General features: G+C 57.6%; 22 protein-coding genes. 11 read left to right on the plus strand and 11 right to left on the minus strand.

Going from position 1 to position 23,483, the window contains the following annotated elements:
- Positions 1–37: 37 nt before the first annotated feature.
- The 3 genes from V1603_RS01390 to glpE are packed head-to-tail and all read right to left on the minus strand — an operon-like array spanning position 38 to position 2,023.
- The gene (locus V1603_RS01390) at positions 38–796 is read right to left on the minus strand and encodes a DeoR/GlpR family transcriptional regulator (RefSeq protein WP_028014684.1); all 759 of its coding nucleotides are present in this window, start codon (positions 794–796) and stop codon (positions 38–40) included.
- Positions 797–812: 16 nt separating this feature from the next.
- The gene (gene glpG, locus V1603_RS01395; protein WP_166712536.1) at positions 813–1,643 is read right to left on the minus strand and encodes a rhomboid family intramembrane serine protease GlpG; all 831 of its coding nucleotides are present in this window, start codon (positions 1,641–1,643) and stop codon (positions 813–815) included.
- A 47-nt stretch (positions 1,644–1,690) separates the two neighbouring features.
- Positions 1,691–2,023 (minus strand): thiosulfate sulfurtransferase GlpE, encoded by a 333-nt coding sequence (glpE, locus tag V1603_RS01400; protein WP_096928555.1) that lies wholly within the window; start codon positions 2,021–2,023, stop codon positions 1,691–1,693.
- 255 nt (positions 2,024–2,278) lie between these two features.
- On the opposite strand from glpE, the gene glpD reads away from it, so the two are divergent.
- The gene (glpD, locus tag V1603_RS01405; protein WP_395313405.1) at positions 2,279–3,787 is read left to right on the plus strand and encodes a glycerol-3-phosphate dehydrogenase; all 1,509 of its coding nucleotides are present in this window, start codon (positions 2,279–2,281) and stop codon (positions 3,785–3,787) included.
- A 95-nt stretch (positions 3,788–3,882) separates the two neighbouring features.
- Here glpD and glgP read toward each other — a convergent pair whose 3' ends face one another.
- The 6 genes from glgP to asd form a co-directional block, all read right to left on the minus strand.
- Entirely contained in the window at positions 3,883–6,330 is a 2,448-nt protein-coding gene (gene glgP / locus V1603_RS01410; RefSeq protein WP_395313406.1) for a glycogen phosphorylase, read from the minus strand.
- A gap of 18 nt (positions 6,331–6,348) precedes the next feature.
- The gene (glgA, locus tag V1603_RS01415) at positions 6,349–7,782 is read right to left on the minus strand and encodes a glycogen synthase GlgA (RefSeq protein WP_061096850.1); all 1,434 of its coding nucleotides are present in this window, start codon (positions 7,780–7,782) and stop codon (positions 6,349–6,351) included.
- Positions 7,782–9,077 (minus strand): glucose-1-phosphate adenylyltransferase, encoded by a 1,296-nt coding sequence (glgC, locus tag V1603_RS01420; RefSeq protein ID WP_023333724.1) that lies wholly within the window; start codon positions 9,075–9,077, stop codon positions 7,782–7,784. The genes glgA and glgC overlap by 1 nt, the downstream gene beginning before the upstream one ends.
- Before the next feature lie 17 nt (positions 9,078–9,094).
- A complete protein-coding gene (gene glgX, locus V1603_RS01425; RefSeq protein ID WP_302220539.1) occupies positions 9,095–11,068 on the minus strand; it encodes a glycogen debranching protein GlgX in 1,974 nt (657 codons plus the stop codon).
- Positions 11,065–13,251, minus strand: a complete 2,187-nt coding sequence (gene glgB, locus V1603_RS01430; protein WP_116342733.1) for a 1,4-alpha-glucan branching enzyme — start codon at positions 13,249–13,251, stop codon at positions 11,065–11,067. The genes glgX and glgB overlap by 4 nt, the downstream gene beginning before the upstream one ends.
- Positions 13,252–13,482: 231 nt before the next feature.
- Positions 13,483–14,586 (minus strand): aspartate-semialdehyde dehydrogenase, encoded by a 1,104-nt coding sequence (gene asd / locus V1603_RS01435; RefSeq protein WP_061096847.1) that lies wholly within the window; start codon positions 14,584–14,586, stop codon positions 13,483–13,485.
- A 177-nt stretch (positions 14,587–14,763) separates the two neighbouring features.
- Here asd and yhgN point away from each other — a divergent pair, with 177 nt between their 5' ends.
- Positions 14,764–15,357, plus strand: coding sequence for an NAAT family transporter YhgN (gene yhgN / locus V1603_RS01440; RefSeq protein ID WP_003861574.1), 594 nt, complete (start codon positions 14,764–14,766; stop codon positions 15,355–15,357).
- A 64-nt stretch (positions 15,358–15,421) separates the two neighbouring features.
- Here the strand turns inward: yhgN and tusA are convergent, their stop codons facing one another.
- Entirely contained in the window at positions 15,422–15,664 is a 243-nt protein-coding gene (gene tusA / locus V1603_RS01445; protein ID WP_008503071.1) for a sulfurtransferase TusA, read from the minus strand.
- 167 nt (positions 15,665–15,831) lie between these two features.
- Here tusA and V1603_RS01450 point away from each other — a divergent pair, with 167 nt between their 5' ends.
- Positions 15,832–16,497 carry a 7-cyano-7-deazaguanine/7-aminomethyl-7-deazaguanine transporter gene (locus V1603_RS01450; protein ID WP_047345723.1) on the plus strand — a complete coding sequence of 222 codons (666 nt, stop codon included), beginning with the start codon at positions 15,832–15,834 and terminating at the stop codon, positions 16,495–16,497.
- A gap of 72 nt (positions 16,498–16,569) precedes the next feature.
- Positions 16,570–17,127, plus strand: a complete 558-nt coding sequence (locus V1603_RS01455; protein ID WP_008503073.1) for a DcrB family lipoprotein — start codon at positions 16,570–16,572, stop codon at positions 17,125–17,127.
- A 4-nt stretch (positions 17,128–17,131) separates the two neighbouring features.
- Here V1603_RS01455 and V1603_RS01460 read toward each other — a convergent pair whose 3' ends face one another.
- Complete coding sequence (locus V1603_RS01460) at positions 17,132–18,349, minus strand: MFS transporter (RefSeq protein WP_395313407.1); 1,218 nt, start codon at positions 18,347–18,349, stop codon at positions 17,132–17,134.
- Positions 18,350–18,494: 145 nt separating this feature from the next.
- On the opposite strand from V1603_RS01460, the gene V1603_RS01465 reads away from it, so the two are divergent.
- From V1603_RS01465 to V1603_RS01495, 7 genes are all read left to right on the plus strand, one after another.
- Positions 18,495–19,544, plus strand: a complete 1,050-nt coding sequence (locus tag V1603_RS01465) for an AI-2E family transporter (protein ID WP_041911893.1) — start codon at positions 18,495–18,497, stop codon at positions 19,542–19,544.
- A gap of 313 nt (positions 19,545–19,857) precedes the next feature.
- On the plus strand, positions 19,858–20,247 hold the full coding sequence (locus tag V1603_RS01470; RefSeq protein WP_061096845.1) for a hypothetical protein: 390 nt from the start codon (positions 19,858–19,860) through the stop codon (positions 20,245–20,247).
- Positions 20,248–20,315: 68 nt separating this feature from the next.
- Complete coding sequence (locus V1603_RS01475; RefSeq protein WP_395313408.1) at positions 20,316–21,380, plus strand: class I SAM-dependent methyltransferase; 1,065 nt, start codon at positions 20,316–20,318, stop codon at positions 21,378–21,380.
- Between the two features lie 65 nt (positions 21,381–21,445).
- Positions 21,446–22,168, plus strand: a complete 723-nt coding sequence (locus V1603_RS01480) for a beta-ketoacyl synthase chain length factor (RefSeq protein ID WP_116342739.1) — start codon at positions 21,446–21,448, stop codon at positions 22,166–22,168.
- A complete protein-coding gene (locus V1603_RS01485) occupies positions 22,165–22,980 on the plus strand; it encodes a lysophospholipid acyltransferase family protein (RefSeq protein ID WP_395313409.1) in 816 nt (271 codons plus the stop codon). Before V1603_RS01480 ends, V1603_RS01485 begins: the two co-directional genes overlap by 4 nt.
- Entirely contained in the window at positions 22,961–23,218 is a 258-nt protein-coding gene (locus tag V1603_RS01490; RefSeq protein WP_028014701.1) for a phosphopantetheine-binding protein, read from the plus strand. The genes V1603_RS01485 and V1603_RS01490 overlap by 20 nt, the downstream gene beginning before the upstream one ends.
- Before the next feature lie 10 nt (positions 23,219–23,228).
- Positions 23,229–23,480, plus strand: coding sequence for an acyl carrier protein (locus V1603_RS01495; protein WP_116342741.1), 252 nt, complete (start codon positions 23,229–23,231; stop codon positions 23,478–23,480).
- The last annotated feature ends 3 nt before the right edge of the window (positions 23,481–23,483 follow it).

Consider the following 23,483-nt stretch of genomic DNA (forward strand, 5'->3'; position numbering starts at 1 on the left):
CGGACTGTACACCCACGGGGAGAGGGTGAAAGGCTTTTCAACACAACTCTAACTGCAAATTATTATCTTTAATTACCTGCATCACGCCCGCCGGCGGCATCACGTCGGTATAGACCGCATCCACCATGCTGATGCTGCCCATGTTCACCATTGCGTTACGGCCAAACTTCGAATGATCCACCACCAGCATCACGTGACGCGAGTTTTCAATAATCGCGCGCTTGGTGCGCACCTCGTGGTAATCAAATTCCAGCAACGAGCCGTCGGTGTCGATGCCGCTGATCCCCAGAATGCCGAAGTCGAGGCGGAACTGAGAGATAAAATCGAGCGTCGCTTCGCCGATAATCCCGCCGTCGCGGCTGCGCAGTTCGCCGCCCGCGAGGATGATGCGAAAATCGTCTTTCTGCATCAAGGTGTTGGCGACGTTCAGGTTGTTGGTCACCACGCGCAGGTTCTCGTGATCCAGCAGGGCATGGGCGACCGCTTCCGGCGTGGTGCCGATGTCAATAAACAGCGTCGCGCCGTTCGGGATCTGGCTCGCCACTTTACGGGCAATGCGCTCTTTTTCCGCCGTCTGCGTGGCTTTACGGTCGTGCCAGGAGGTGTTGACCGAGCTGGACGGCAGCGCGGCCCCGCCGTGGTGGCGCAAAATACGGTTCTGATCGGCCAGATCGTTCAGGTCACGACGGATGGTTTGCGGGCTGACGGCAAACTGCTCGACCAGCTCTTCGGTGCTGACGTATCCCTGTTTTTTGACCAGTTCGATAATGGCGTCATGACGTTGTGTTTGTTTCATCAATTATCCCTGAGAATTATGTTCGTTTTCGCGCATGGAGCGTGTCGGCAAGCGCCATTGCCAGCCCGACCGCCAGGCCGGTGACGTGCGCACCATTGGCGATAGACATACCAAACAGATCAAACCATCCGGCAATTAGCCATATTAACGCAAAGGCTATTAATCCGCGTTGTAAATAGATGCCGCTTTCCGGGTCGCGCTCCCCGCGAAGCCAGACGTAGCCCATCAGGGCGTAGACGACACCCGACAGCCCGCCGAACCACGGGCCGCTGAATTTATGCTGCACGTAGCCGCTCAGAAGGGCGCTAATCACGGTGATGACAATCAGCTTACCGCTGCCGAGCCGCTTCTCAACGATGCCGCCGAGATACCACCACCACAGCAGGTTAAAGAGGATATGCATCACCGAGAAGTGCATCAGCGCGTGGGTAAAGTAGCGCCAGACGTCAAACTGCAGCGATGGGTCATACGGCCACGCCAGCGCGATCATTACGCTCTGGTCGCCCACCACGTTCATAATAATGAAGACGATAATACAGGCCGCCATCAGCAGCAGCGTAAACGGGCCCGCGCGCTCGCGAATCGTGGCAAGGAAGGGAAAACGGCTGTAATGCAGTCCGCTGCCGGTCTGGCCGGATTGCCAGCTGGCCGCCAGATAGCGCGGGTCGCCAGGGTTCTCAAGAAAACGCGCCAGCTCTTCGTTTACCCGCCCTGCCTGGCTCTCGTCGGCCAGCCAGACGTCGGTCTGAGTATGTTGCTGAATGGTCAGAATAACGCCCTGCGTCGCCATATAGTCGACAAACGCCTGGGCGACGCGCGGGTTGGTAAAAGAGGTGATCATCAACATGGGCAGCGGTCGCTTATTTCCACACAAAAGGGAACAGTATAGCGGGATTAGCGCTCAAACGCGTATTCCACTTCTGCCGGGAAATGACGATGCCAGGCATCGAAGCCGCCATCGACGCTGTATACCGCGTCGTAGCCCTGCTGAATAAGATACTGCGCCGCGCCTTTGCTGCTGTTGCCGTGGTAGCACATGACCATTACCGGCGTGTCGAAGTCGTTATCGCGCATAAACGCGCCCAGCGTGTCGTTGGTGAGATGGAACGCGCCCGGCGTGTGGCCCATCGCAAAACTTTGCGGATCGCGGATGTCCACCAGCACCGCTTTTCCCTGGTGCATCTTCTGGTGGGCTTCTTCTACGTTAATACATTCAAACTGATCCATGGTGTTCTCTTTCGCTTATTCAGGTGTGGTGCGTTTTTCCCCTCACCCTACCCTCTCCCCGTGGGAGAGGGCTGGGGTGAGGGCATCAGACCGCACTATTTTACCCCGTAGTGTACGTCCTGACGGCGGGTAAACGCCATTATGTTATCCATATCACTCTAAATTGTTTTTTTGATGTTACCAAAAGCGCGTTCCTTTGCTATTATGAGCGATATCGAACATTTTTGAGCTTTAACGAAAGTGCATGAGGGTGTTATGGAAACCAAAGATCTGATTGTGATAGGCGGTGGCATCAACGGTGCCGGTATTGCGGTTGATGCCGCAGGACGCGGTTTATCCGTGCTGATGCTGGAAGCTAACGACCTCGCCTGCGCGACGTCGTCCGCCAGCTCCAAGCTGATCCACGGTGGCCTGCGCTACCTGGAACACTACGAATTCCGCCTGGTCAGCGAAGCGCTGGCAGAACGTGAAGTGCTGCTGAAAATGGCCCCGCATCTGGCGATCCCGATGCGCTTCCGCCTGCCGCACCGCCCGCACCTGCGTCCGGCGTGGATGATCCGCATCGGTCTGTTTATGTACGATCATCTGGGTAAACGCACCAGCCTGCCGGGTTCGAACGGTTTGCGTTTTGGCTCAGAATCGGTCCTTAAGCCGGAAATCGTGCGCGGTTTCGAATATTCCGACTGTTGGGTGGACGATGCGCGTCTGGTGCTGGCGAATGCGCAGATGGTCGAGAAGAAAGGCGGCGAGGTGAAAACCCGGACCCGCGCGACCGCCGCACGCCGCGAAAACGGCCTGTGGATTGTGGAAGCAGAGGACATCGATACCGGCGAGAAATTCAGCTGGAAAGCGCGCGGCCTGGTGAACGCTACCGGCCCGTGGGTGAAGCAGTTCTTCGACGACGGCATGCACCTGCCTTCACCGTACGGCATTCGCCTGATCAAGGGCAGCCACATTGTGGTGCCGCGCGTGCATACCCAGAAGCAGGCGTACATTCTGCAAAACGAAGACAAGCGCATCGTGTTTGTGATCCCGTGGATGGACGAGTTCTCCATCATCGGCACCACCGACGTGGAGTACAAAGGCGATCCGAAGAACGTCGAGATCGACGAGAGCGAAGTGAATTACCTGCTCAAAGTGTATAACGCGCACTTTAAGAAACAGCTGTCACGGGATGACGTGGTCTGGACCTACTCCGGCGTGCGTCCGCTGTGCGATGACGAGTCTGACTCGCCGCAGGCGATTACCCGCGACTATACGCTCGATATTCACGACGTTGACGGTCAGGCACCGCTGCTGTCGGTGTTTGGCGGCAAGCTCACCACCTACCGCAAGCTGGCCGAGCACGCGCTGGAAAAACTGGCGCCGTACTACAAGGGCATTGGCCCGGCGTGGACCAAAGAGGCGGTACTGCCCGGTGGAGATATCGGCGGAAACCGCGACGATTACGCCGCGAAGCTGCGCCGTCGCTTCCCGTTCATTACCGAAGGGATGGCGCGCCACTATGCCCGCACCTACGGCAGCAATACCGAGCTGTTCCTGGGCGACGCGAAATCGCTTGCCGATCTGGGTGAACATTTCGGCCACGAGCTGTACGAGGCCGAGCTGCGCTACCTGGTTGAGCACGAATGGGTTCGCCGCCTGGACGATGCCATCTGGCGTCGTACTAAAGAAGGGATGTGGCTGAACACAGAGCAGCAGTCCCGTGTGGCGCAATGGCTGCAGCAGCATGCGGGCAAGCGTGAGCTTTCGCTGGCGTCCTGATGCGATCGGTGCGGGCTGATGCCCTCACCCTGCCCCTCTCCCACAGGGAAAGGGAACAAACACTAAAAACGGCAACCGAGGTTGCCGTTTTGCTTTTACAACCTCACCGGATCAATATGCCAGATCGTCTCGGCATACTCCTTGATGGTCCTGTCAGAAGAGAAATACCCCATGTTGGCGATGTTATGCATCGCCGCGCTGGTCCATTTCTCCTGCTGGCGGTATAGCTCATCCACCTTATCCTGGCAGTCCACGTAGCTGCGATAATCCGCCAGCACCTGATAGTGGTCGCCAAAGTTAATCAGCGAATCCACCAGATCGCGATAACGGCCCGGCTCGTCGGGGCTGAACACGCCGGTCGCAATCTGCGTCAGAACCTGACGTAGCTCTTCATCCCCTTCATAGAACTCACGCGGCGAGTAACCTTTCCTGCGCAGCGCCTCCACCTCTTCCGTGGTGTTACCGAAGATGAAGATATTCTCTTCCCCGACGTGCTCCAGCATTTCGACGTTCGCCCCGTCCAGGGTGCCGATGGTCAGCGCTCCGTTAAGGGCAAACTTCATGTTACTGGTGCCGGACGCTTCCGTGCCCGCCGTGGAAATCTGCTCAGAGAGATCCGCCGCCGGGATGATCAGCTGCGCCAGGCTGACGCTGTAGTTCGGGATGAACACCACCTTCAGCTTGTCGCCAATATCCGGATCCTGGTTCACCACCTTCGCCACGTCGTTGATGAGATGAATAATGTGCTTCGCCATGTAGTAGGCGGAAGCCGCCTTACCGGCGAAGATCTTCACGCGCGGCACCCACTCGGCGGTTGGATCGGCCTTAATGCGATTGTAGTGGGTGATCACGTGCAGCACGTTCATCAGCTGACGCTTGTATTCGTGGATGCGTTTGATCTGCACGTCGAACAGCGCTTTCGGGTTTGCCACCACGTTGAGGTGCATCGCCAGCCAGACCGCCAGACGTTTTTTGTTCCGCAGCTTAGCTTCCCGCACGGCTTTATTCACCGTCGGGAAATCAATGTGCTGCTTAAGCTCGCTCAGCTGGCTCAAATCGGTACGCCAGGTGCGGCCGATATTCTCATCCAGCACGTCGGACAGCGGCTGGTTCGCCAGCGCCAGCCAGCGGCGCGGCGTGACGCCGTTGGTGACATTGCAGAAGCGCGTCGGGAAGATCTTCGCGAAGTCGGCGAACAGCGACTGCACCATCAGGTTTGAGTGGAGCTCAGACACCCCGTTCACCTTGTGGCTGATCACCACCGCCAGCCAGGCCATACGCACGCGACGGCCGTTGGATTCATCAATAATCGAGGCTCGGCTCAGCAGGCCGGTATCGTTCGGATACTGCTCCTGCAGTGTCTTGAGGAAATAGTCGTTGATCTCAAAGATAATCTGCAGATGGCGCGGCAGGATTTTGCCGAGCATATCCACCGGCCACGTCTCCAGCGCTTCGCTCATCAGCGTGTGGTTGGTGTAGGAGAACACCTGACACGTCACCTCAAACGCGTCGTCCCAGCTGAACTTATGTTCGTCGATCAGCAGGCGCATCAGCTCGGGAATGGAGAGCACCGGGTGGGTGTCGTTAAGGTGAATCGCCGTTTTCTCCGCCAGGTTGGCGTAGGTTTTGTGCAGCTGATGGTGGCGACTGAGGATGTCCTGAATCGTCGCGGAGACGAGGAAATACTCCTGACGCAGGCGCAACTCGCGGCCGGAGTAGGTGGAGTCATCCGGGTACAGGACGCGGGAGACGTTCTCAGAGTGGTTTTTATCTTCCACCGCCGCAAAGTAGTCGCCCTGGTTAAATTTACCGAGGTTGATCTCGCTGCTGGCCTGGGCGTTCCACAGGCGCAGCGTGTTGGTCGCGTCGGTGTCGTAGCCGGGGATGATCTGATCATAGGCCACGGCGAGGATCTCTTCAGTTTCTACCCAGCGGGACTTTTTTCCTTCCTGCTGGATACGCCCGCCAAAGCGCACTTTGTAGCGCGTATTGTGGCGCTTAAACTCCCACGGGTTGCCGTACTCCAGCCAGTAGTCCGGGGACTCTTTCTGACGACCATCGACGATGTTCTGTTTGAACATGCCGTAGTCATAGCGAATACCGTAGCCGCGGCCCGGCAGCGCCAGCGTCGCCAGCGAGTCGAGGAAGCAGGCGGCGAGACGCCCCAGCCCCCCGTTGCCCAGCCCCGGGTCGTTCTCTTCGTCAATCAGCTCTTCTAAATCCAGCCCCATCTCTTCCAGCGCGGTTTTGACGTCGTCGTAGATACCGAGCGACAGCAGCGCGTTAGAGAGGGTGCGGCCAATCAAAAATTCCATCGACAGGTAATAAACCTGCCGCGTCTCCTGCGAAAGCTGAGCGCGGTTTGAGCGCAGCCAGCGTTCGACCATGCGGTCACGCACCGCAAACAGCGCGGCGTTCAGCCACTCGTGCTTGTTGGCAATGACCGGGTCTTTCCCGATGGTGAACATCAGCTTGTAGGCGATGGAGTGCTTTAACGCCTCAACGCTGAGCGTGGGTGAAGAGTAGCTAAATGGAGCGTTCATATCAGTAACTTCGCCTCGTTACATCAAGCGTTGATAGAGATCGCGGTACGACTGCGCCGCAACGTGCCAGCTAAAGTCCATGGACATCGCCTGACGCTGTACGTAACGCCAAAGGGATGGACGGGACCACAAGACGAAAGCACGCCGAATCGCCCGAAGCAGCGACCAGGCATTACTGTCTTCAAAGACAAACCCGCTGGCAATACCGTCCGCCAGGTTTTCCAGAGAGCTATCCGACACCGTATCCGCCAGCCCGCCCGTGCGGCGCACCAGCGGCAGCGTGCCGTACTTCAGGCCGTAGAGCTGCGTCAGGCCGCAGGGTTCGAAACGGCTCGGCACCAGAATCACGTCCGCGCCGCCCATGATTCGGTGCGAGAACGCTTCGTGATAGCCAATCTGCACGCCCACCTGCCCCGGATGTTCCGCGGCGGCGGCGAGGAAACCCTCCTGCAGCACCGGGTCGCCTGCGCCGAGCAGCGCCAGTTGTCCGCCCTGCTCCAGTAAACCGGGCAGCGCTTCCAGCACCAGATCCAGCCCTTTCTGGCTGGTCAGGCGGCTGACCACCGCAAACAGCGGCACCTTGTCGTTGACCTTCAGCCCCATCGCAATCTGCAGCTGGCGTTTGTTTTCGGCTTTGTCTTCCACCGAGTCGCGGCCATAGCGCGCCGCCAGCAGGAGATCGGTTTCCGGGCTCCAGATCTGTTCATCCACGCCGTTCAGAATGCCCGACAGGCGGCCTTCGCGGTGGCGCTGCTGCAGCAGCCCTTCCAGGCCGTAGCCAAACTCCGGCTGGGTGATTTCACGCGCATAGGTGGGGCTCACCGCCGTAATGTGATCGGCATAGTACAGCCCGGCCTTCAGGAACGAAATTTGCCCGTTGAACTCCAGACCGTGCATGTTATAGAACGACCATGGCAGATCGATGTCATTCATATGATGGGCGTAGTACATGCCCTGATACGCCAGGTTGTGCACCGTAAACACCGATTTTGCCGGATGCCCTTTTGCCGCCAGATATGCAGGCGCCAGCCCGGCGTGCCAGTCATGCGCATGCACTACATCCGGACGCCAGAACGGATCCAGCCCGACGGCCATCTCCGCCCCCACCCAGCCGAGCAGCGCAAAGCGCAGCACGTTGTCGGTATAAGCGAACAGGTTCGTATCGTGATACGGGCTGCCCGGTCGGTCGTACAGATGCGGCGCGTCGATCAGGTAGATCCCTACGCCGTTGTAATGCCCAAACAGCAGGGTGATGCGTCCGGCAAACGTTTCACGGCGGGTCACGACCTTTGCATCAGGTATGCCGCGCCGGATATCCGGGAAGGCGGGCAGCAGGACTCGGGTATCCACCCCTCCGGCGATCTGCGCCGCGGGTAATGCACCCAGAACATCTGCCAGACCGCCCGTTTTTAACAACGGGAACATCTCAGAACATACGTGTAAAACCTGCATCATCGCTCCTGTTTGATCTGCAGCTTCCGCAACATTTCCCGTGTGACTAACACGATCCCCTCTTCAGAACGGTAGAAGCGACGCGCGTCTTCTTCCGCGTTTTCACCAATCACCATTCCCTCAGGAATGACGCAGGCCCGGTCGATCACGCAGCGACGCAGACGACACGAACGCCCTACCCAGACATCCGGCAGCAGGACTGCCGAATCGATATTACAGAATGAGTTTATACGCACGCGCGGGAACAGCACGGACTGCACCACCACCGAACCGGAGATAATGCACCCGCCGGAGACCAGCGAGTTCAGCGTCATGCCGTGGCTGCCGGAGCGGTCCTGAACAAATTTCGCAGGCGGCAGGGATTCCATATGGGTACGAATCGGCCAGTTCTGGTCGTACATATCCAGCTCGGGCGTCACGGACGCCAGGTCCAGGTTGGCTTTCCAGTATGCTTCCAGCGTTCCCACATCGCGCCAGTAAGGCTCCGCATTCGGGTCGGACTGTACGCAGGACAATGGGAAAGGATGTGCATAGGCCATGCCAGCTTTGGTTATTTTTGGGATAATGTCTTTGCCGAAGTCGTGGCTGGAGTTTTCGTCTTTGTCGTCTTCTTCCAGTAGCTCATAAAGATAATCCGCATCAAAGACATAGATCCCCATGCTGGCGAGCGATTTGGTGTCATCCCCCGGCATGGTGGGCGGGTTCGCCGGTTTTTCTACGAAGTCGATAATCTTATCGTCCGCATCCACGTGCATCACGCCAAACGCCGTCGCCTCGGCAACGGGCACCGGCAGACACGCCACGGTGCATCGAGCCCCTTTTTCGACGTGGTCGATCAGCATATGCGAGTAGTCTTGCTTGTAGATGTGGTCCCCGGCGAGGATCACGATGTATTCCGCGCTGTAGCGACGAATGATGTCGAGGTTTTGGGTCACGGCATCCGCCGTGCCGCGGTACCAGTTTTCGCCGTGAACGCGCTGCTGCGCCGGGAGCAGATCGACAAACTCGTTCATCTCTTCGCTGAAGAATGACCAGCCGCGCTGGATGTGCTGCACCAGGGTGTGCGACTGATACTGCGTAATGACGCCAATGCGGCGAATGCCCGAGTTCAGGCAGTTGGAGAGCGCAAAGTCAATGATGCGAAACTTACCACCAAAGTGAACGGCCGGCTTGGCACGCTTGATGGTCAAATCTTTCAGACGGGTACCACGCCCGCCCGCGAGTATCAGGGCAACCGTTTTTAAGGGTAGCTGGCGTGCCAACATTAAGGGATCGTTCTTCTCTAATCTAACCATGACTAACTCCTTTTTTATCATCTTTGGAATACGCACACTCCGTGCGCAGGCCCGTGCCAGACAGCCATTACTACCGGATTATCCGCTCCGGCAAAGGGGGGAACGGCTCGCCACTCCCCGTCAGGTAAAACAATCTCTGCGACGTCGTCCGTCGCGTTCAGCGTCACCAGCCACTTATCCGAGAGCAGGATTTGCAGACAGGTGATGCCGTGTTGCCACTCTTGCGCGCTCAACGGTTGCGCGTCTTTATTCAGCCAGCGAACGTTGCCGTCACCCTCTTCCCACCAGCGGTCGGCGGTAAGGGCGGGGATCTGCTGGCGAAGGTGGATCAGCGCCGCGGTGAAATGGGTCAACCCGCTGTTCGCCTCCCCCCAGTCGAGCCAGGTCAGGGTATTGTCCTGACAATAGGCGTTGTTGTTGCCGTGCTGGCTATGGCCGTGCTCGTCGCCCGCCAGTAGCATCGGCGTGCCCTGCGACAGCAAAAGCGTCGTCAGCAGCGCATGAACGCTGGCGCGTCGCCGCTCGATCACATCCAGACTTCCGCCTAATCCTTCTATACCATGATTGAAGCTATGGTTATTGTTAGTGCCATCGCGATTCTCTTCGCCGTTGGCCTCATTGTGTTTCTGATTGAAACAAACGCAGTCGCGCAGCGTAAAACCGTCGTGCGCCGTCACCAGGTTGACGGTGGCCGACGGACGTTTGCCGTCGCGCTTAAAGAGATCGCTGGAGCCGGCAAAGCGCCCGGCAAATTCGCCCAGTGACAGATCGCGCGCCAGCCAGAAGCGGCGGATGGCATCACGGTAGTGGTCGTTCCACTCGGCAAACAGCGGCGGGAAGTTCCCCACCTGATAACCGCCGTCACCGATGTCCCACGGCTCCGCGATAAGCTTCACCTGTGAAAGCACCGGACAGTTTTTGATTGCCTCAAACAGAGGCGCCTGCTGGCTAAAGGACGGCGTGCGCCCCATCACGGGCGCCAGGTCGAAACGGAAACCGTCCACGTGGAACGTCTCAACCCAGTATTTCAGGCACTCGTACGCGTAATGCGTGACCGCCGGGTGACTGAGGTTGAGGGTGTTACCGCAGCCGGTCCAGTTCTCGTAATCGCCGTCGTCCCTGATCCAATAATAGCTACGGTTATCGATTCCGCGCTGTGAGAGCGTTGGGCCGTCAAGATCGCTTTCCGCACTGTGGTTCAGCACCACGTCCAGAATGACCTCAATTCCCGCGGCGTGGAGCGCCTTCACCGCGTCGCGAAACTCATCCCGCGCCTTCTCCGGATGCGCGGCATAGCGCGGTTCCAGGGCGAACATCGCCAGCGGGTTGTAGCCCCAGTAGTTGCTCAGCCCCAGGCGCTGCAGGCGCGGCTCGCTGGCGAAATGCGCCACAGGCAGCAGCTCCAGGGCCGTGATGCCCAAATGCTTCAGGTAAGCGACCATCGTCGGATGCCCAAGCGCCTGATAGGTGCCGCGCATCTCTTTGGGGATCGACGGGTGCAGGTAGGTCAGCCCTTTGACGTGCGCTTCATAAATGACGGTGTTGCCCCACGGCGTGCGCGGCGGGGCATCGTCTTCCCAGTCGTAGAGATCGTGCACCACCACGCTTTTTGGCGCGACGGGCGCGCTGTCGCGGTGGTCGGGCTCGCCGTAGCCGACGTGGAACAGCGGGTCGTCTTTAAACTCGCCGTCCACGCGGTGCGCGCACGGGTCAATCAATAGCTTCGCCGGGTTAAACCAGTGCCCCTGAGAGGGCTCCCACGGGCCGTGTACGCGAAAACCGTAGTGCATCCCCGGACGCCCACCCGACAGGTAACCGTGCCAGATGTCTCCCGTGCGGGACGGTAAATCGTAACGGTGCTCGTTACCCTCCCCGTCAAACACGCAGAGCTCCACCCGCTCCGCGTGAGCAGAAAAGAGCGTGAAGTTCACCCCTTTTCCGTCATAGCTCGCGCCGAGCGGTTCGGGTTTACCTGCCGTAAGCTGCGTCATTCTCCCTCCCGCATCAGCCAGATGGTGCCAAGCGGCGGCAGCGTCAGGCTCAGGGAGTTTGGTCGCCCGTGGCTTTCGACGGCATCGCTCTGCACCAGCCCGCCGTTGCCGGCGTTGCTGCCGTGGTAGTGCATGGAATCGGTATTCAGTATCTCGCGCCATTTCCCCGGCTGGTTAATGCCGAAGCGGTAGTGTTCGCGCGGCACCGGCGTGAAGTTGCTGGCGACAATGATCTCGTTGCCCGCTTTATCGCGACGCACAAAGACAAACACCGAGCGCTCGTGATCGTCCACCACCAGCCACTCAAAGCCGTACGGGTCGAAGTCCAGCTCGTGCAGCGCTTTGTGGTGGCGGTAGGTCAGGTTCAGGTCGCGCACCAGACGCTGCACGCCGTGATGCCAGTTGTCGCCGCCTTCCAGCAGATGCCAGTCGAGGCTTGAGTCGTGGTTCCACTCGCGCCCCTGGGCGAACTCATTGCCCATAAACAGCAGTTTTTTACCCGGGAAGGCAAACATCCAGCCGTAGTAGGCGCGCAGGTTGGCAAACTTCTGCCACGCGTCGCCGGGCATGCGGTCGAGAATGGATTTTTTGCCGTGCACCACTTCATCGTGCGACAGCGGCAGCATGAAGTTTTCGGTGTAGTTGTAGAGCAGCCCGAAAGTGAGCTTATCGTGGTGATACTGACGATAAACCGGGTCGAGCTTCATGTAGTCGAGGGTGTCGTGCATCCAGCCCAGGTTCCACTTATACCAGAACCCCAGGCCGCCTGATGACGGTGGGCGGGAGACGCCTGCAAAGTCCGTCGACTCTTCCGCCATAGTCACGGCGCCGTCCACCTGCTCGCCAATAATGCGGTTGGTATTGCGCAGGAACTCAATCGCTTCCAGGTTTTCACGACCGCCGTACTCGTTCGGGATCCACTCGCCCTCTTTGCGGCTGTAGTCGCGGTAGATCATCGAGGCCACCGCATCCACGCGCAGGGCGTCAATACCAAATCGCTCGATCCAGTACAGCGCGTTCCCGACCAGGTAGTTCGCGACTTCACGGCGCCCGTAGTTGTAGATCAGCGTGTTCCAGTCCTGGTGATAGCCTTCGCGCGGGTCGCTGTGCTCGTACAGCTTCGTGCCGTCAAACTCTGCCAGCGCAAAATCGTCCGACGGGAAATGGCCCGGCACCCAGTCGAGGATCACGTTCAGCCCGGCGGCGTGCGCGGCATCAATGAAATAGCGGAAGTCATCCCGCGTGCCGAAGCGGCGCGTCGGGGCGTACAGCCCGGTGGGCTGATAGCCCCAGCTGCCGTCGAACGGATGCTCGTTAACCGGCAGCAGTTCGAGGTGGGTAAAGCCCATCCATTTGGCGTACGGCACCAGTTGGTCGGCGAGCTCCCGGTAGCTGAGCCAGAAGTTATTATCGGTGTGGCGGCGCCAGGAGCCGAGATGCACTTCATAAACGGAGATCGGCGCATCAAAGCGGTTAGCCTGCTTACGCTCCTCCGTCTGGACGACCTTCTCCGGCAGGCCGCAAATCAGCGACGCGGTATCCGGGCGCATCTGCGCCTCGAAGGCATACGGGTCGGCTTTAATGCGCAGCTTGCCGTGGGCGTCGATCATTTCGAATTTATAGAGCTGGCCGTTGTGCGCCCCGGGGATAAACAGCTCCCAGATGCCCGTCTCACGGCGCAGGCGCATCGGGTGGCGGCGACCGTCCCAGTAGTTGAACTGCCCGACAACGGAGACGCGCTGGGCGTTAGGCGCCCACACGGCAAACCGCGTACCGGTAATTCCGTCCATGGTATCCGCATGGGCACCCAGCGTTTCATAAGGGCGAAGATGCGTGCCTTCGGAGAGCAGCCAGGCATCCATCTCTTTCAGCAGAGGGCCAAAGCTGTAGGGATCGTCGATCAGGTTTTGCTGGCCGTGCCAGATAACGGCGAGCTGATAGCGAAAGGGGTTTTTACGGCGGGGCATGACGCCCGAGAAAAAGCCGCGCGAGTCGAGGCACTCCAGGTTGCCCACCTTGCGGCCGGTTTTGGGCTCGATGACCCACACTTCGGTGGCATCCGGTAACAACGCCCGGACTTCCAGCCCGGCCTCTGTATGGTGCATCCCCAGCACGGAAAAGGGGTCGGCAAAGTGACCCGCAATAAGCGCATTAATCACGTCTCTATCCACACGATCGGACATGGTATTCATCCTGTTTTTTATGTCGTCCTTTTTTAGCGCCTGGGACGACTTTAATGTGACCTGAACGGGCATCCACTTAGTCCCGTCCTAACCTCAGGTAAGAAATGACTCTTCCTTAAAGCATAGCCAACGCTCTACACGACTCCTGATAAAAATAAGACATACGCGCGTTACTCCATGTATTACGCAAAAAAAAGGGGGTGAAAATCACCCCCGGTAGTTAACAAATTATTACGCCAGCTGACGCAGCATGCGGCGCAGCGGCTCGGCGGCTCCCCACAGGAGCTGGTCGCCGACGGTGAACGCGGAGAGGTACTCCGGCCCCATGTTTAGCTTGCGCAGACGACCAACCGGCGTGGTCAGCGTGCCGGTAACGGCTGCCGGGGTCAGCTCACGCATGGTGATATCGCGATCGTTTGGCACCACTTTCGCCCACGGGTTGTGCGCGGCCAGCAGCTCTTCCACGGTCGGAATAGACACATCTTTTTTCAGTTTAATGGTGAAGGCCTGGCTGTGGCAGCGCAGCGCGCCGATACGCACGCACAGACCGTCAACCGGGATCGCCGACGCGGTATTGAGGATTTTGTTGGTCTCGGCCTGGCCTTTCCACTCTTCGCGGGTCTGACCGTTATCCAGCTGTTTGTCGATCCACGGGATCAGGCCACCGGCCAGCGGTACGCCAAAGTTATCCACCGGCAGCTCGCCGCTGCGGGTCAGCTCGGTCACTTTACGTTCGATATCAAGAATAGCGGACGCCGGGTTTGCCAGCTCGGCCGCAACGCTGTGGTGCAGCTGGCCCATCTGGGTCAGCAGCTCGCGCATGTGACGCGCGCCGCCGCCGGACGCGGCCTGGTAGGTCGCCACGGAGACCCACTCCACCAGATCCTGCGCGAACAGGCCGCCGAGGGACATCAGCATCAGGCTGACGGTGCAGTTACCGCCGACAAAGGTTTTCACGCCGTTATTCAGGCCGTCGGTGATGACACCCTGGTTAACCGGGTCGAGAATAATAATGGCATCGTCTTTCATACGCAGCGAAGAGGCTGCGTCAATCCAGTAGCCCTGCCAGCCGCTTTCACGCAGCTTTGGATAGATTTCGTTGGTATAATCGCCGCCCTGGCAGGTCACAATAATATCAAGTGCCTTCAGCGCCTCCAGATCGTAAGCATCCTGCAACGTGCCTGTGGTACCACCAAAGGACGGAGCAGCCTGGCCGAGCTGAGAAGTGGAGAAGAAGACCGGGCGGATAGCGTCGAAATCGCGCTCTTCAACCATGCGTTGCATGAGTACAGAGCCGACCATACCGCGCCAGCCGATAAAACCAACGTTTTTCATAGCATTTTTTTCCTGCTGAGGGTGTGTGCTGATTGTGCAAGCCAGTATTGAACTGGGATATGCTTCACATTACAAAATGCTGCCAAAGTCGCAAGCGAAATTAATCGATGATTGCCCGGCAATCAGAAATACAGCTAATTATCATAATAACCATAGAGAGTTTCAGGGATAATTTACATGAGTGAAATCATTTCAGCAGCGGTTTTATTGATCCTGATAATGGATCCACTGGGCAACCTGCCAATCTTCATGTCGGTGCTGAAGCACACCGAGCCAAAGCGTCGCCGGGCGATCATGATCCGCGAGCTGCTTATTGCCCTGCTGGTGATGTTTATCTTCCTGTTTGCTGGTGAAAAAATTCTCGCCTTCCTGAACCTGCGTGCCGAAACCGTTTCGATTTCCGGCGGGATTATTCTGTTCCTGATCGCCATTAAGATGATTTTCCCGAGCGCGGAAGGCAGCAGCAGCGGCCTGCCCGCGGGTGAAGAGCCGTTTATTGTGCCGCTGGCAATTCCCCTCGTCGCCGGGCCGACGATTCTGGCGACGCTGATGCTGCTGTCGCACCAGTATCCGAACCAGATGAGCCATCTGGTGATTGCCCTGCTGATCGCCTGGGGCGGGACGTTTATTATCCTGCTGCAGTCGTCCCTGTTCCTGCGCCTGCTGGGTGAGAAAGGGGTGAACGCGCTGGAGCGTCTGATGGGGCTGATTCTGGTAATGATGGCGACGCAGATGTTCCTGGACGGAATCAGGGCGTGGATGAAAGGATGACTTTCTCCCTCTCCCCGTGGGAGAGGGCCGGGGTGAGGGCATCAGGCCGCAGAGGACAGCCCACCTACCCCTTACGAATTAAATACCGGTACGGCAGCGCCTCGGTCTGCTGTGCCACCAGCTCATGCTCCATAAAGGTACAAAAGCCGGGAATATCGCGCGTGGTGGCCGGGTCGTCGGCAATAATCAGCAGCGTTTCACCCGTCTGCATGTTGCGCACGGTTTTGCGTACCATCATTACCGGCTCCGGGCAGCGAAGGCCCTGGGCATCAAGGGTGTGGTCTGGGCTGGAAAACAGGTCAGTCATGATCTTCTCGGTCAGGTAAAAACGGCTGTAGTTTACGCCCCGGCGCGGGCAATGCAAACCAGGTTAACGATTGCGCAAAAACTAACCATTGCAATGTCCAGCCAAAGCAGTATCATGCTGCGGTTTTTATTGGGTTCCCTCACCCCAACGTATAAAAAGGTCACAATATGACGCAGTTCTCTGAATCACAGCGCGTAAAAGCGTTGTTCTGGCTTTCGCTTTTTCACCTGCTGGTGATCACCTCCAGCAACTATCTGGTGCAGCTCCCGATCTCCATTTTTGGTTTTCATACCACCTGGGGCGCGTTCAGTTTTCCGTTTATTTTCCTCGCCACCGATCTAACCGTGCGTATCTTTGGCGCACCGCTGGCGCGCCGCATTATTTTTGCGGTCATGCTTCCGGCGCTGTTCATTTCATACGTGGTGTCATCCCTGTTTTATATGGGAAGCTGGCAGGGCTTTGAGGCGTTAACCCACTTCAACCTGTTTGTTGCCCGTATCGCTGCCGCAAGCTTTATGGCCTACGCGCTGGGGCAAATCCTCGACGTGCACGTGTTTAACCGCCTGCGTCAGAATCACCGTTGGTGGATGGCACCCACCGCCTCCACGCTGTTCGGTAACGTGAGCGATACGCTGGCCTTCTTCTTCATCGCCTTCTGGCGCAGCCCGGATGCGTTCATGGCCGAACACTGGATGGAAATCGCGCTGGTGGACTACTGCTTCAAGGTGCTCATCAGCATTGTGTTCTTCCTGCCGATGTACGGCGTGCTGCTGAATATGCTGCTGAAAAGGCTGGCAGATAAATCTGAAATCACGGCATTGCAGGCTGGTTAAGGGTTCGCTTTATCAGTTGTGATAAGATGGACGAATGAGCCGCTATGGCCGTTTATCGAAAGGAAGAAGTCAATGCGCAATCTGGTTAAATATGTCGGGATTGGCCTGCTGGTTGTGGGTCTTGCAGCCTGTGATAACAGCGACACGAAAACGCCTGCTCAGGGCGCATCCGCAGAGAGCAACGCGACCGGTCAGCCGGTGAATCTGATGGATGGCAAACTCAGTTTCTCTCTGCCAGCCGATATGACTGACCAGAGCGGCAAGCTGGGCACCCAGGCAAATAACATGCACGTATACTCCGACGCAACCGGTCAGAAAGCGGTCATTGTGATTGTGGGCGACGACACCAGCGAAGATCTGGCCGTCCTGTCCAAACGTCTGGAAGACCAGCAGCGCGGCCGCGATCCGCAGCTGCAGGTGGTGACCAATAAATCCATTGAGCTGAAAGGCCACAAGCTGCAACAGCTGGACAGCATCATCTCCGCAAAAGGCCAGACCGCTTACTCTTCTGTGGTGCTGGGTAAGGTGGATAACAAACTGCTGACCCTGCAGATCACTCTGCCAGCGGAAGACCAGCAGAAAGCGCAGACGGCCGCTGAAAACATCATTAACACCATCGTGATCCAATAACCTTTCACGACGATGACGTGGCCTCCGGTGCCTGCACCGGGGGCCATTTTTTTAGCCGCCACGTCAGCAGTAAGGCAAGAATCACCAGACCTGCCGCGGCAATGTAGATCACCGGTACCCCCGCCCAGGCCATTACCAGCCCTGCCAGCGGCCCGGTAATGCCCAACGACATATCCATAAACACCGTATAGGTCGCCAGAGCCGCCCCCTGGTTCTGCTGCGGCACCGCTTTCACCGCCACCACCCCCAGCGCCGGGAAGACCAGTGAAAAACCCGCCCCCGCAAGGAAGACGCCAATTTTCGCCATCCAGGGCGCGCTGGCGATGCCGGTTAACAGCAGCCCGACAATTTCAACCGCAAAACAGATCATCGCCACGTTCAGTCCGCCCAGGCGGTTGATAGTGTTCGGGAAAAGCAGGCGTGCGCCAACAAACGCACCGCTAAAGAGGGTTAACGCAAAGGCCGCGCCCTCCCAGCCTTTGGCGTCGTAAAAGAGGGTAATGAAGGTTGCAATTACGCCGAAGCCGGTGGTCGCCAGGGCCAGCGCCATACCGTACGGCCAGACGCGCCCCAGCACGGCCCGAAACGGCAGCGGCTTGCCCTTGCTGGCCCTCACTTTCGGGCGCGGCAGCGCAAACAGTATCGCCACAAGCGCGACCGCCATAATGGTGAGCGACAGTCCATACAGCCCGCCAAAGGCATAACAGGCCACGCCAAGCGGCGCGCCGAGCGCCATCGCGCCGTAGGTGACAATCCCGTTCCAGGAGATCACCCGGCCAATGTGCGGCGCACCTACAACCCCAACGCCCCACAGCGTCGAGCCGGTTCCCGCCAGGCTTTGCCCAATGCCGAGTATGACGCGGCCCAGGCAAAGCAGTGCCAGGCTAACCAGCGGCCAGGCGCCGGCAGCAGCAGCCAGCAGATAGCTCAGGCCGCTCAGGAAACAGCCGCACAATCCCACCACCACGATGCTTTTAGGACCAAACAGGTCGGCGTAGCGCCCGGCGTGCGGGCGGCTCAGGAGCGTGGCGAAATACTGCAGGCTGATGACCAGCCCCGCCCAGAACGCGCTAAAACCCATCACGTCATGGACATAGCCCGGCAGAACCGCCAGCGGCAGGCCGATCGTCAGGTAACTGGCAAAGTTGAAAATAACGACGGAAACGATACGCAGATTGAGGCGCAATCCGCTCAGCGCCGGTTCGGCGGCAGCTTCGGGCATGGGGGTTTACCTGAATTTTTTGCAACAGTGTTTCACTATTACCACGGCGCAATAAGAAAATCAGCCCCGACTTTCAGATTATCGGCGCCAGACGAAGCGGCCCCCAGGCACTACACTTATCGGGTCATCATCTTAAGGAACGCGCATGTTAGCTCCCCAGCCCGATAAAGCAGGACTCCACATCTTATTAAAACTCGCCTGTCTGGTGGTTATTCTTGCGGGCATTCATGCTGCCGCTGACATTATCGTCCAGCTCCTGCTGGCCCTGTTTTTTGCCATTGTTCTGAATCCGCTGGTGACCTGGTTTTTACGCCGGGGCGTGAGCCGTCCGGTGGCCATCACCATCGTGGTTATCGTGATGCTGATTGGCCTGACGGCGCTCTTCGGGGTACTGGCGGCCTCGCTGAGCGAGTTCTCCACCATGTTGCCGCAGTACAATAAAGAGCTGACGCGTAAAATCGTCGCGCTGCAGGAGATGATGCCCTTTCTTAACCTGCATATCTCACCTGAACGGATGCTGCGCAGGATGGATTCCGAGAAGGTCATGACCTACGCCACCACGCTGATGACCGGTCTTTCCGGCGCGATGGCCAGCATACTGCTGCTGGTCATGACGGTAGTGTTCATGCTGTTCGAAGTCCGCCACGTCCCCTATAAGCTGCGCTTTGCTTTAAATAACCCGCAAATACACATTGCCGGCCTACACCGCGCCTTAAAGGGCGTCTCCAAATATCTGGCGCTGAAAACGCTGCTCAGCGTCTGGACCGGCATTATCGTCTGGCTGGGGCTGATGCTGATGGACGTACAGTTCGCGCTGATGTGGGGGGTGCTGGCGTTTCTGTTGAACTACGTGCCGAATATTGGCGCGGTGCTTTCCGCCGTGCCGCCGATGATCCAGGCGTTTCTGTTTAACGGTTTCTACGAATGCATGCTGGTCGGGGCGCTCTTCCTCGTCGTGCATATGGTGCTGGGCAACATTCTTGAACCACGCATGATGGGGCACCGGCTGGGCATGTCGACGCTGGTGGTGTTTTTATCGTTGCTGATTTGGGGATGGCTGCTGGGCCCGGTCGGCATGCTGCTGTCGGTCCCGCTGACCAGCGTATGTAAAATCTGGATGGAAACCACCAAAGGGGGCAGCAAGCTAGCGATCCTGCTGGGGCCAGGGCGGCCAAAAAGCCGGTTACCGGGATAACTTGTCTATGTCATCAGGCTTAGACCGTCAATAGAACGCCTTAATTACCGCGACGCTCACCGTCGCGGTATTTTTATTTGCGTTAAGGCATATGCTCCCGTTTTTATTCACCTCATCCACATTTCGCTTTAACGCAAATTAAAAAAAACGGAATGATTAATTATTTTGCGTGATATTATACCCTGCCTTAGCGTCAACCTAATGCAAACATTAATATTGATTAAAAAAGACACCTGACTTAATCCGTAGGTCTGGTGATGCTTATTTGTAAAAAACACTACCTTTAATTGTTATTATTGATATGGAGTTGTTGATGAAAAAGATCGTTAAATGGTGCGCTGCTGCAGTATTCGTTGGCGCTCTGGCTGGCTGTGCGCGTACCGCCCCAATCGCTCAGGTTCACTCTGTCGTGAGCGCAGGTCATACTGCCGATCAGGTGAAAACGGCAATTTTGAAAGCAGGCCAGAAGCGTGACTGGATCATGACGGAAGCGGGCCCGGGCGTTATTAAGGGGCGTCTGCAGGCACGCGATCACTCGGTCCAGGTACGTATTCCCTACTCTGCGACAAGCTATTCAATTAATTACGAAAGTAGCCTGAACCTGAAAGCGGCAGACGGTAAAATTCACAAAAATTATAACCGCTGGGTGAACAACCTCGACCACGATATTCAGCTGAATCTCTCTGCGGGTGCCGCGCTGTAATATTTTTCTAAAGTCGGGCCGGACATGGCCCGATAACCTCATTTCTTGCCCTGAAAGGTTACGCAACAATGTACGAAAAGGACACGCTCAGCGCCCTGGATGCCATTACCGAAGCGCAACGCATCGCTTTTGCTCCGATGTTATTTCAGACCGCGCTTTGTCTGCGTAACTCGGGTGTCCTCGCCTGGCTCGATAAACAGGGTAATAAGGGGGCGAGCCTCGAAGAAATAACCGAAAACAGTACCCTGAGCAACTATGCCGTCAGCGTATTGTTAGACATGGGATTAAGCGGGCGGATAATTACCTGGAAAGAAAGTCGTTATTTCCTGGCGAAAGTGGGCCATTTCTTACTCCACGATCCCATGACCCGCGTTAATATGGATTTCACGCAGGACGTCTGTTACCAGGGGTTATTTCACCTGGCCGACGCCCTGCAGGAAGAAAAACCGGCCGGATTATCCGTGTTTGGCGACTGGCCAACCATCTATCCGGCCTTATCCCAGCTTCCTTCCCGGGCAAAAGAGAGCTGGTTCGCCTTCGATCACTACTATTCTGACGCCGCTTTTGACGCCGCGTTGCCATATATATTCGCAAGCTCGCCGACAAAATTGTACGATGTGGGCGGAAATACGGGTAAATGGTCGTTACGCTGCTGCCGCTATGACGATAATGTTGCCGTGACGATCCTCGATCTCCCGCAGCAGATAGCGCTGGCGCAGGAAAACATCGAAAAAGCAGGTTTTTCTCATCGTATTGGATTCCATGCTGTCGATATGCTTAGTCCGACGGCATTGCCGGGAGATGCCGACGTCTGGTGGATGAGCCAGTTTCTGGACTGTTTCTCTCCGGATCAGATTGTCGCCATGCTGACGCGCGTCGCACAGGTCATGAAGCCAGGCGCACGGTTGTGCATCATGGAGCTTTTCTGGGATGCCCAGAAATATGAAGCGGCGGCTTTCAGCCTGAATGCCACCTCGCTCTATTTCACCTGTATGGCGAATGGTAATAGCCGTTTTTACAGCGTAGAGAAGTTTTATCACTACCTGGAGAGGGCGGGCTTCTGCATTGAACAGCGGCTGGATAACCTTGGGGTAGGTCATACCCTGTTAATATGCACCAAACGTGAACAATAGCGCAGCCTGGCTGCCCGGGTGGCCCAGCCTGCCCTTTGAATACGGTATTCCGCGGACGCGCGTAGATGAAATTTTCACTGAACATTATTGACTGGCAGGCAAGAGCGCCAGGACTAAGCGATGCCGCAGAGTGGCAGGCGTGGTCGCGCCTGCAGTCGACTATAGACCCAACGGCCCCGCTTCCCCGGCTGACTGCGTTACCCATGATGACCGCGCGCCGCCTTAACTCGGGCAGTAAGCTGGCGGTGGATCTTGGTCTTGCCATGCTGCAAAGCCACGCCGTTGATGCCGTCGTCTATTCCAGCCGCCACGGCGAACTGGAGCGCAATTACCGTATTCTGCATGCGCTGGCAACCGGTCAGGCCGTCTCGCCCACCGACTTCGCCATGTCCGTGCACAACTCCGCTGTGGGCAATCTTACTATTACCGCTCGCCAGCCTGTTGTCTCGTCATCCATTTCTGCCGGGCTGGACACCTTCCAGCAGGCCCTGTGTGAAGTGCTGAGCCTGCTGCAGGCGGGCTACTCCCGCGTCTTGCTGGTGGATTTTGACGGCACGCTGCCGGAATTTTACCACCCGGCATTGCCGCCGCAGATGCCCACCTGGCCGTACGCGCTGGCGCTGGTGATTGAATCCGGCAGCGAATGGCAGTGCGAAACCCGCAGCGGCAGCACGGGCGAGGAGCCTACTCTGCCGCAAAGCCTGATGTTCCTGCAACGCTATCTCCGCGAGGAACGGCAGTTTGTGGTGCCCGGCGAACGCCTGCTGTGGCAGTGGGCGCGCCAATGAACCGCCTGGCCGCCCGGATCAACTGGCTATGGCGTCTGGCGATGACCGGATTCTGCTTCGTGCTGTTTGGCGCGGGCGGCCTGCTGCTGTCGCTGATTTGGTTCAACCTGCTGCTGATTGTTCAGCGCGATCGCGCCAAACGCCGTAGCCTGGCGCGCCGCAGCATTGCGGCCAGCTTCCGCGTCTTCTTAACCGTTGCCCGCGGCACCGGGGTGCTGGACTATCGCATTCACAATCTTGACGCGCTTCGCGGCGATCGGGGCTGTCTGGTGGTGGCTAACCACCCAACGCTAATTGACTACGTGATTCTGGCGTCGGTGATGCCCGAAACCGACTGTCTGGTGAAGAGCGCGTTACTGCGCAATCCCTTTGTCAGCGGCGTTATCCGCGCGGCGGATTACCTGATTAACAGCGAAGCCGAGCCTCTGCTCGCTGCCAGCCGGCAGCGTCTGGCCCACGGCGACACGCTGTTAATCTTCCCGGAAGGCACGCGTACCCGCCCAGGTGAGGCTATCGCCCTCCAGCGCGGCGCGGCAAATATCGCCGTGCGCTGCCGCAGCGATCTGCGGATCGTGCTGATCCACTGCAGCGAGCACCTGCTGGATAAAAAAAGCCGCTGGTATGACGTACCGCCCGCAAAACCTGTCTTTACCGTGGATGTGCGCGATCGCGTGAACATCGACGAATTTTACGATGCAAATGAACAAGAACCGGCGCTGGCGGCAAGGCAGTTAAACCGGCATCTGGAGCATCGATTAACATCAGGCCTTCAATCTTTGTCAGGAATTAATGATGCAAGCGCTTTATCTTGAAATTAAGAATCTCATTATCACCACGCTGAATCTGGACGAGCTTACCGCAGAGGATATTGATACCGATGCCGCGCTGTTTGGCGATGGGCTGGGTCTCGACTCTATCGACGCGCTGGAGCTCGGTCTGGCGGTGAAAAACCAGTATGGCGTGGTGCTTTCTGCCGAAAGCGAGGAGATGCGCCAGCACTTCTTTTCCGTCGCCACCCTGGCGTCCTTTATCCATGCCCAACGCGCCTGAGACGTGAACTATGACCGAACAAGAAACCATTTATCAGGAAGTCTGCGGCCTTCTGATCAAACTCTTTGAAATCGACCCGCAGGACATTACGCCCGAAGCCCGTCTTTACGAAGACCTGGAGCTGGACAGCATTGACGCTGTGGACATGATTGTCCATCTGCAGAAGAAAACCGGTAAGAAAATCAAGCCGGAAACCTTCAAATCGGTTCGTACCGTTCAGGATGTGGTAGACGCCGTCGAACAGCTTCTGCGCGAAGAGTAAAAC

This window comes from Enterobacter sp. ECC-219 (genome assembly GCF_043966805.1).
Taxonomy (GTDB): Bacteria; Pseudomonadota; Gammaproteobacteria; order Enterobacterales; family Enterobacteriaceae; genus Enterobacter; species Enterobacter cloacae_N.

Excerpts from the sequence above, each read along its gene's own strand:
- V1603_RS01460 (WP_395313407.1), bottom strand. The coding sequence starts at position 18,349 with ATGCCCGAAGCTGCCGCCGAACCGGCGCTGAGCGGATTGCGCCTCAAT.
- glpD (WP_395313405.1), top strand. The coding sequence starts at position 2,279 with ATGGAAACCAAAGATCTGATTGTGATAGGCGGTGGCATCAACGGTGCC.
- glgA (WP_061096850.1), bottom strand. The coding sequence starts at position 7,782 with ATGCAGGTTTTACACGTATGTTCTGAGATGTTCCCGTTGTTAAAAACG.
- glgP (WP_395313406.1), bottom strand. The coding sequence starts at position 6,330 with ATGAACGCTCCATTTAGCTACTCTTCACCCACGCTCAGCGTTGAGGCG.
- V1603_RS01390 (WP_028014684.1), bottom strand. The coding sequence starts at position 796 with ATGAAACAAACACAACGTCATGACGCCATTATCGAACTGGTCAAAAAA.
- tusA (WP_008503071.1), bottom strand. The coding sequence starts at position 15,664 with ATGACTGACCTGTTTTCCAGCCCAGACCACACCCTTGATGCCCAGGGC.
- V1603_RS01495 (WP_116342741.1), top strand. The coding sequence starts at position 23,229 with ATGACCGAACAAGAAACCATTTATCAGGAAGTCTGCGGCCTTCTGATC.
- glpG (WP_166712536.1), bottom strand. The coding sequence starts at position 1,643 with ATGTTGATGATCACCTCTTTTACCAACCCGCGCGTCGCCCAGGCGTTT.
- asd (WP_061096847.1), bottom strand. The coding sequence starts at position 14,586 with ATGAAAAACGTTGGTTTTATCGGCTGGCGCGGTATGGTCGGCTCTGTA.
- V1603_RS01470 (WP_061096845.1), top strand. The coding sequence starts at position 19,858 with ATGAAAAAGATCGTTAAATGGTGCGCTGCTGCAGTATTCGTTGGCGCT.
- V1603_RS01485 (WP_395313409.1), top strand. The coding sequence starts at position 22,165 with ATGAACCGCCTGGCCGCCCGGATCAACTGGCTATGGCGTCTGGCGATG.
- V1603_RS01450 (WP_047345723.1), top strand. The coding sequence starts at position 15,832 with ATGACGCAGTTCTCTGAATCACAGCGCGTAAAAGCGTTGTTCTGGCTT.
- glgX (WP_302220539.1), bottom strand. The coding sequence starts at position 11,068 with ATGACGCAGCTTACGGCAGGTAAACCCGAACCGCTCGGCGCGAGCTAT.
- V1603_RS01475 (WP_395313408.1), top strand. The coding sequence starts at position 20,316 with ATGTACGAAAAGGACACGCTCAGCGCCCTGGATGCCATTACCGAAGCG.
- glpE (WP_096928555.1), bottom strand. The coding sequence starts at position 2,023 with ATGGATCAGTTTGAATGTATTAACGTAGAAGAAGCCCACCAGAAGATG.
- glgB (WP_116342733.1), bottom strand. The coding sequence starts at position 13,251 with ATGTCCGATCGTGTGGATAGAGACGTGATTAATGCGCTTATTGCGGGT.
- V1603_RS01455 (WP_008503073.1), top strand. The coding sequence starts at position 16,570 with ATGCGCAATCTGGTTAAATATGTCGGGATTGGCCTGCTGGTTGTGGGT.
- yhgN (WP_003861574.1), top strand. The coding sequence starts at position 14,764 with ATGAGTGAAATCATTTCAGCAGCGGTTTTATTGATCCTGATAATGGAT.
- glgC (WP_023333724.1), bottom strand. The coding sequence starts at position 9,077 with ATGGTTAGATTAGAGAAGAACGATCCCTTAATGTTGGCACGCCAGCTA.
- V1603_RS01490 (WP_028014701.1), top strand. The coding sequence starts at position 22,961 with ATGCAAGCGCTTTATCTTGAAATTAAGAATCTCATTATCACCACGCTG.
- V1603_RS01465 (WP_041911893.1), top strand. The coding sequence starts at position 18,495 with ATGTTAGCTCCCCAGCCCGATAAAGCAGGACTCCACATCTTATTAAAA.
- V1603_RS01480 (WP_116342739.1), top strand. The coding sequence starts at position 21,446 with ATGAAATTTTCACTGAACATTATTGACTGGCAGGCAAGAGCGCCAGGA.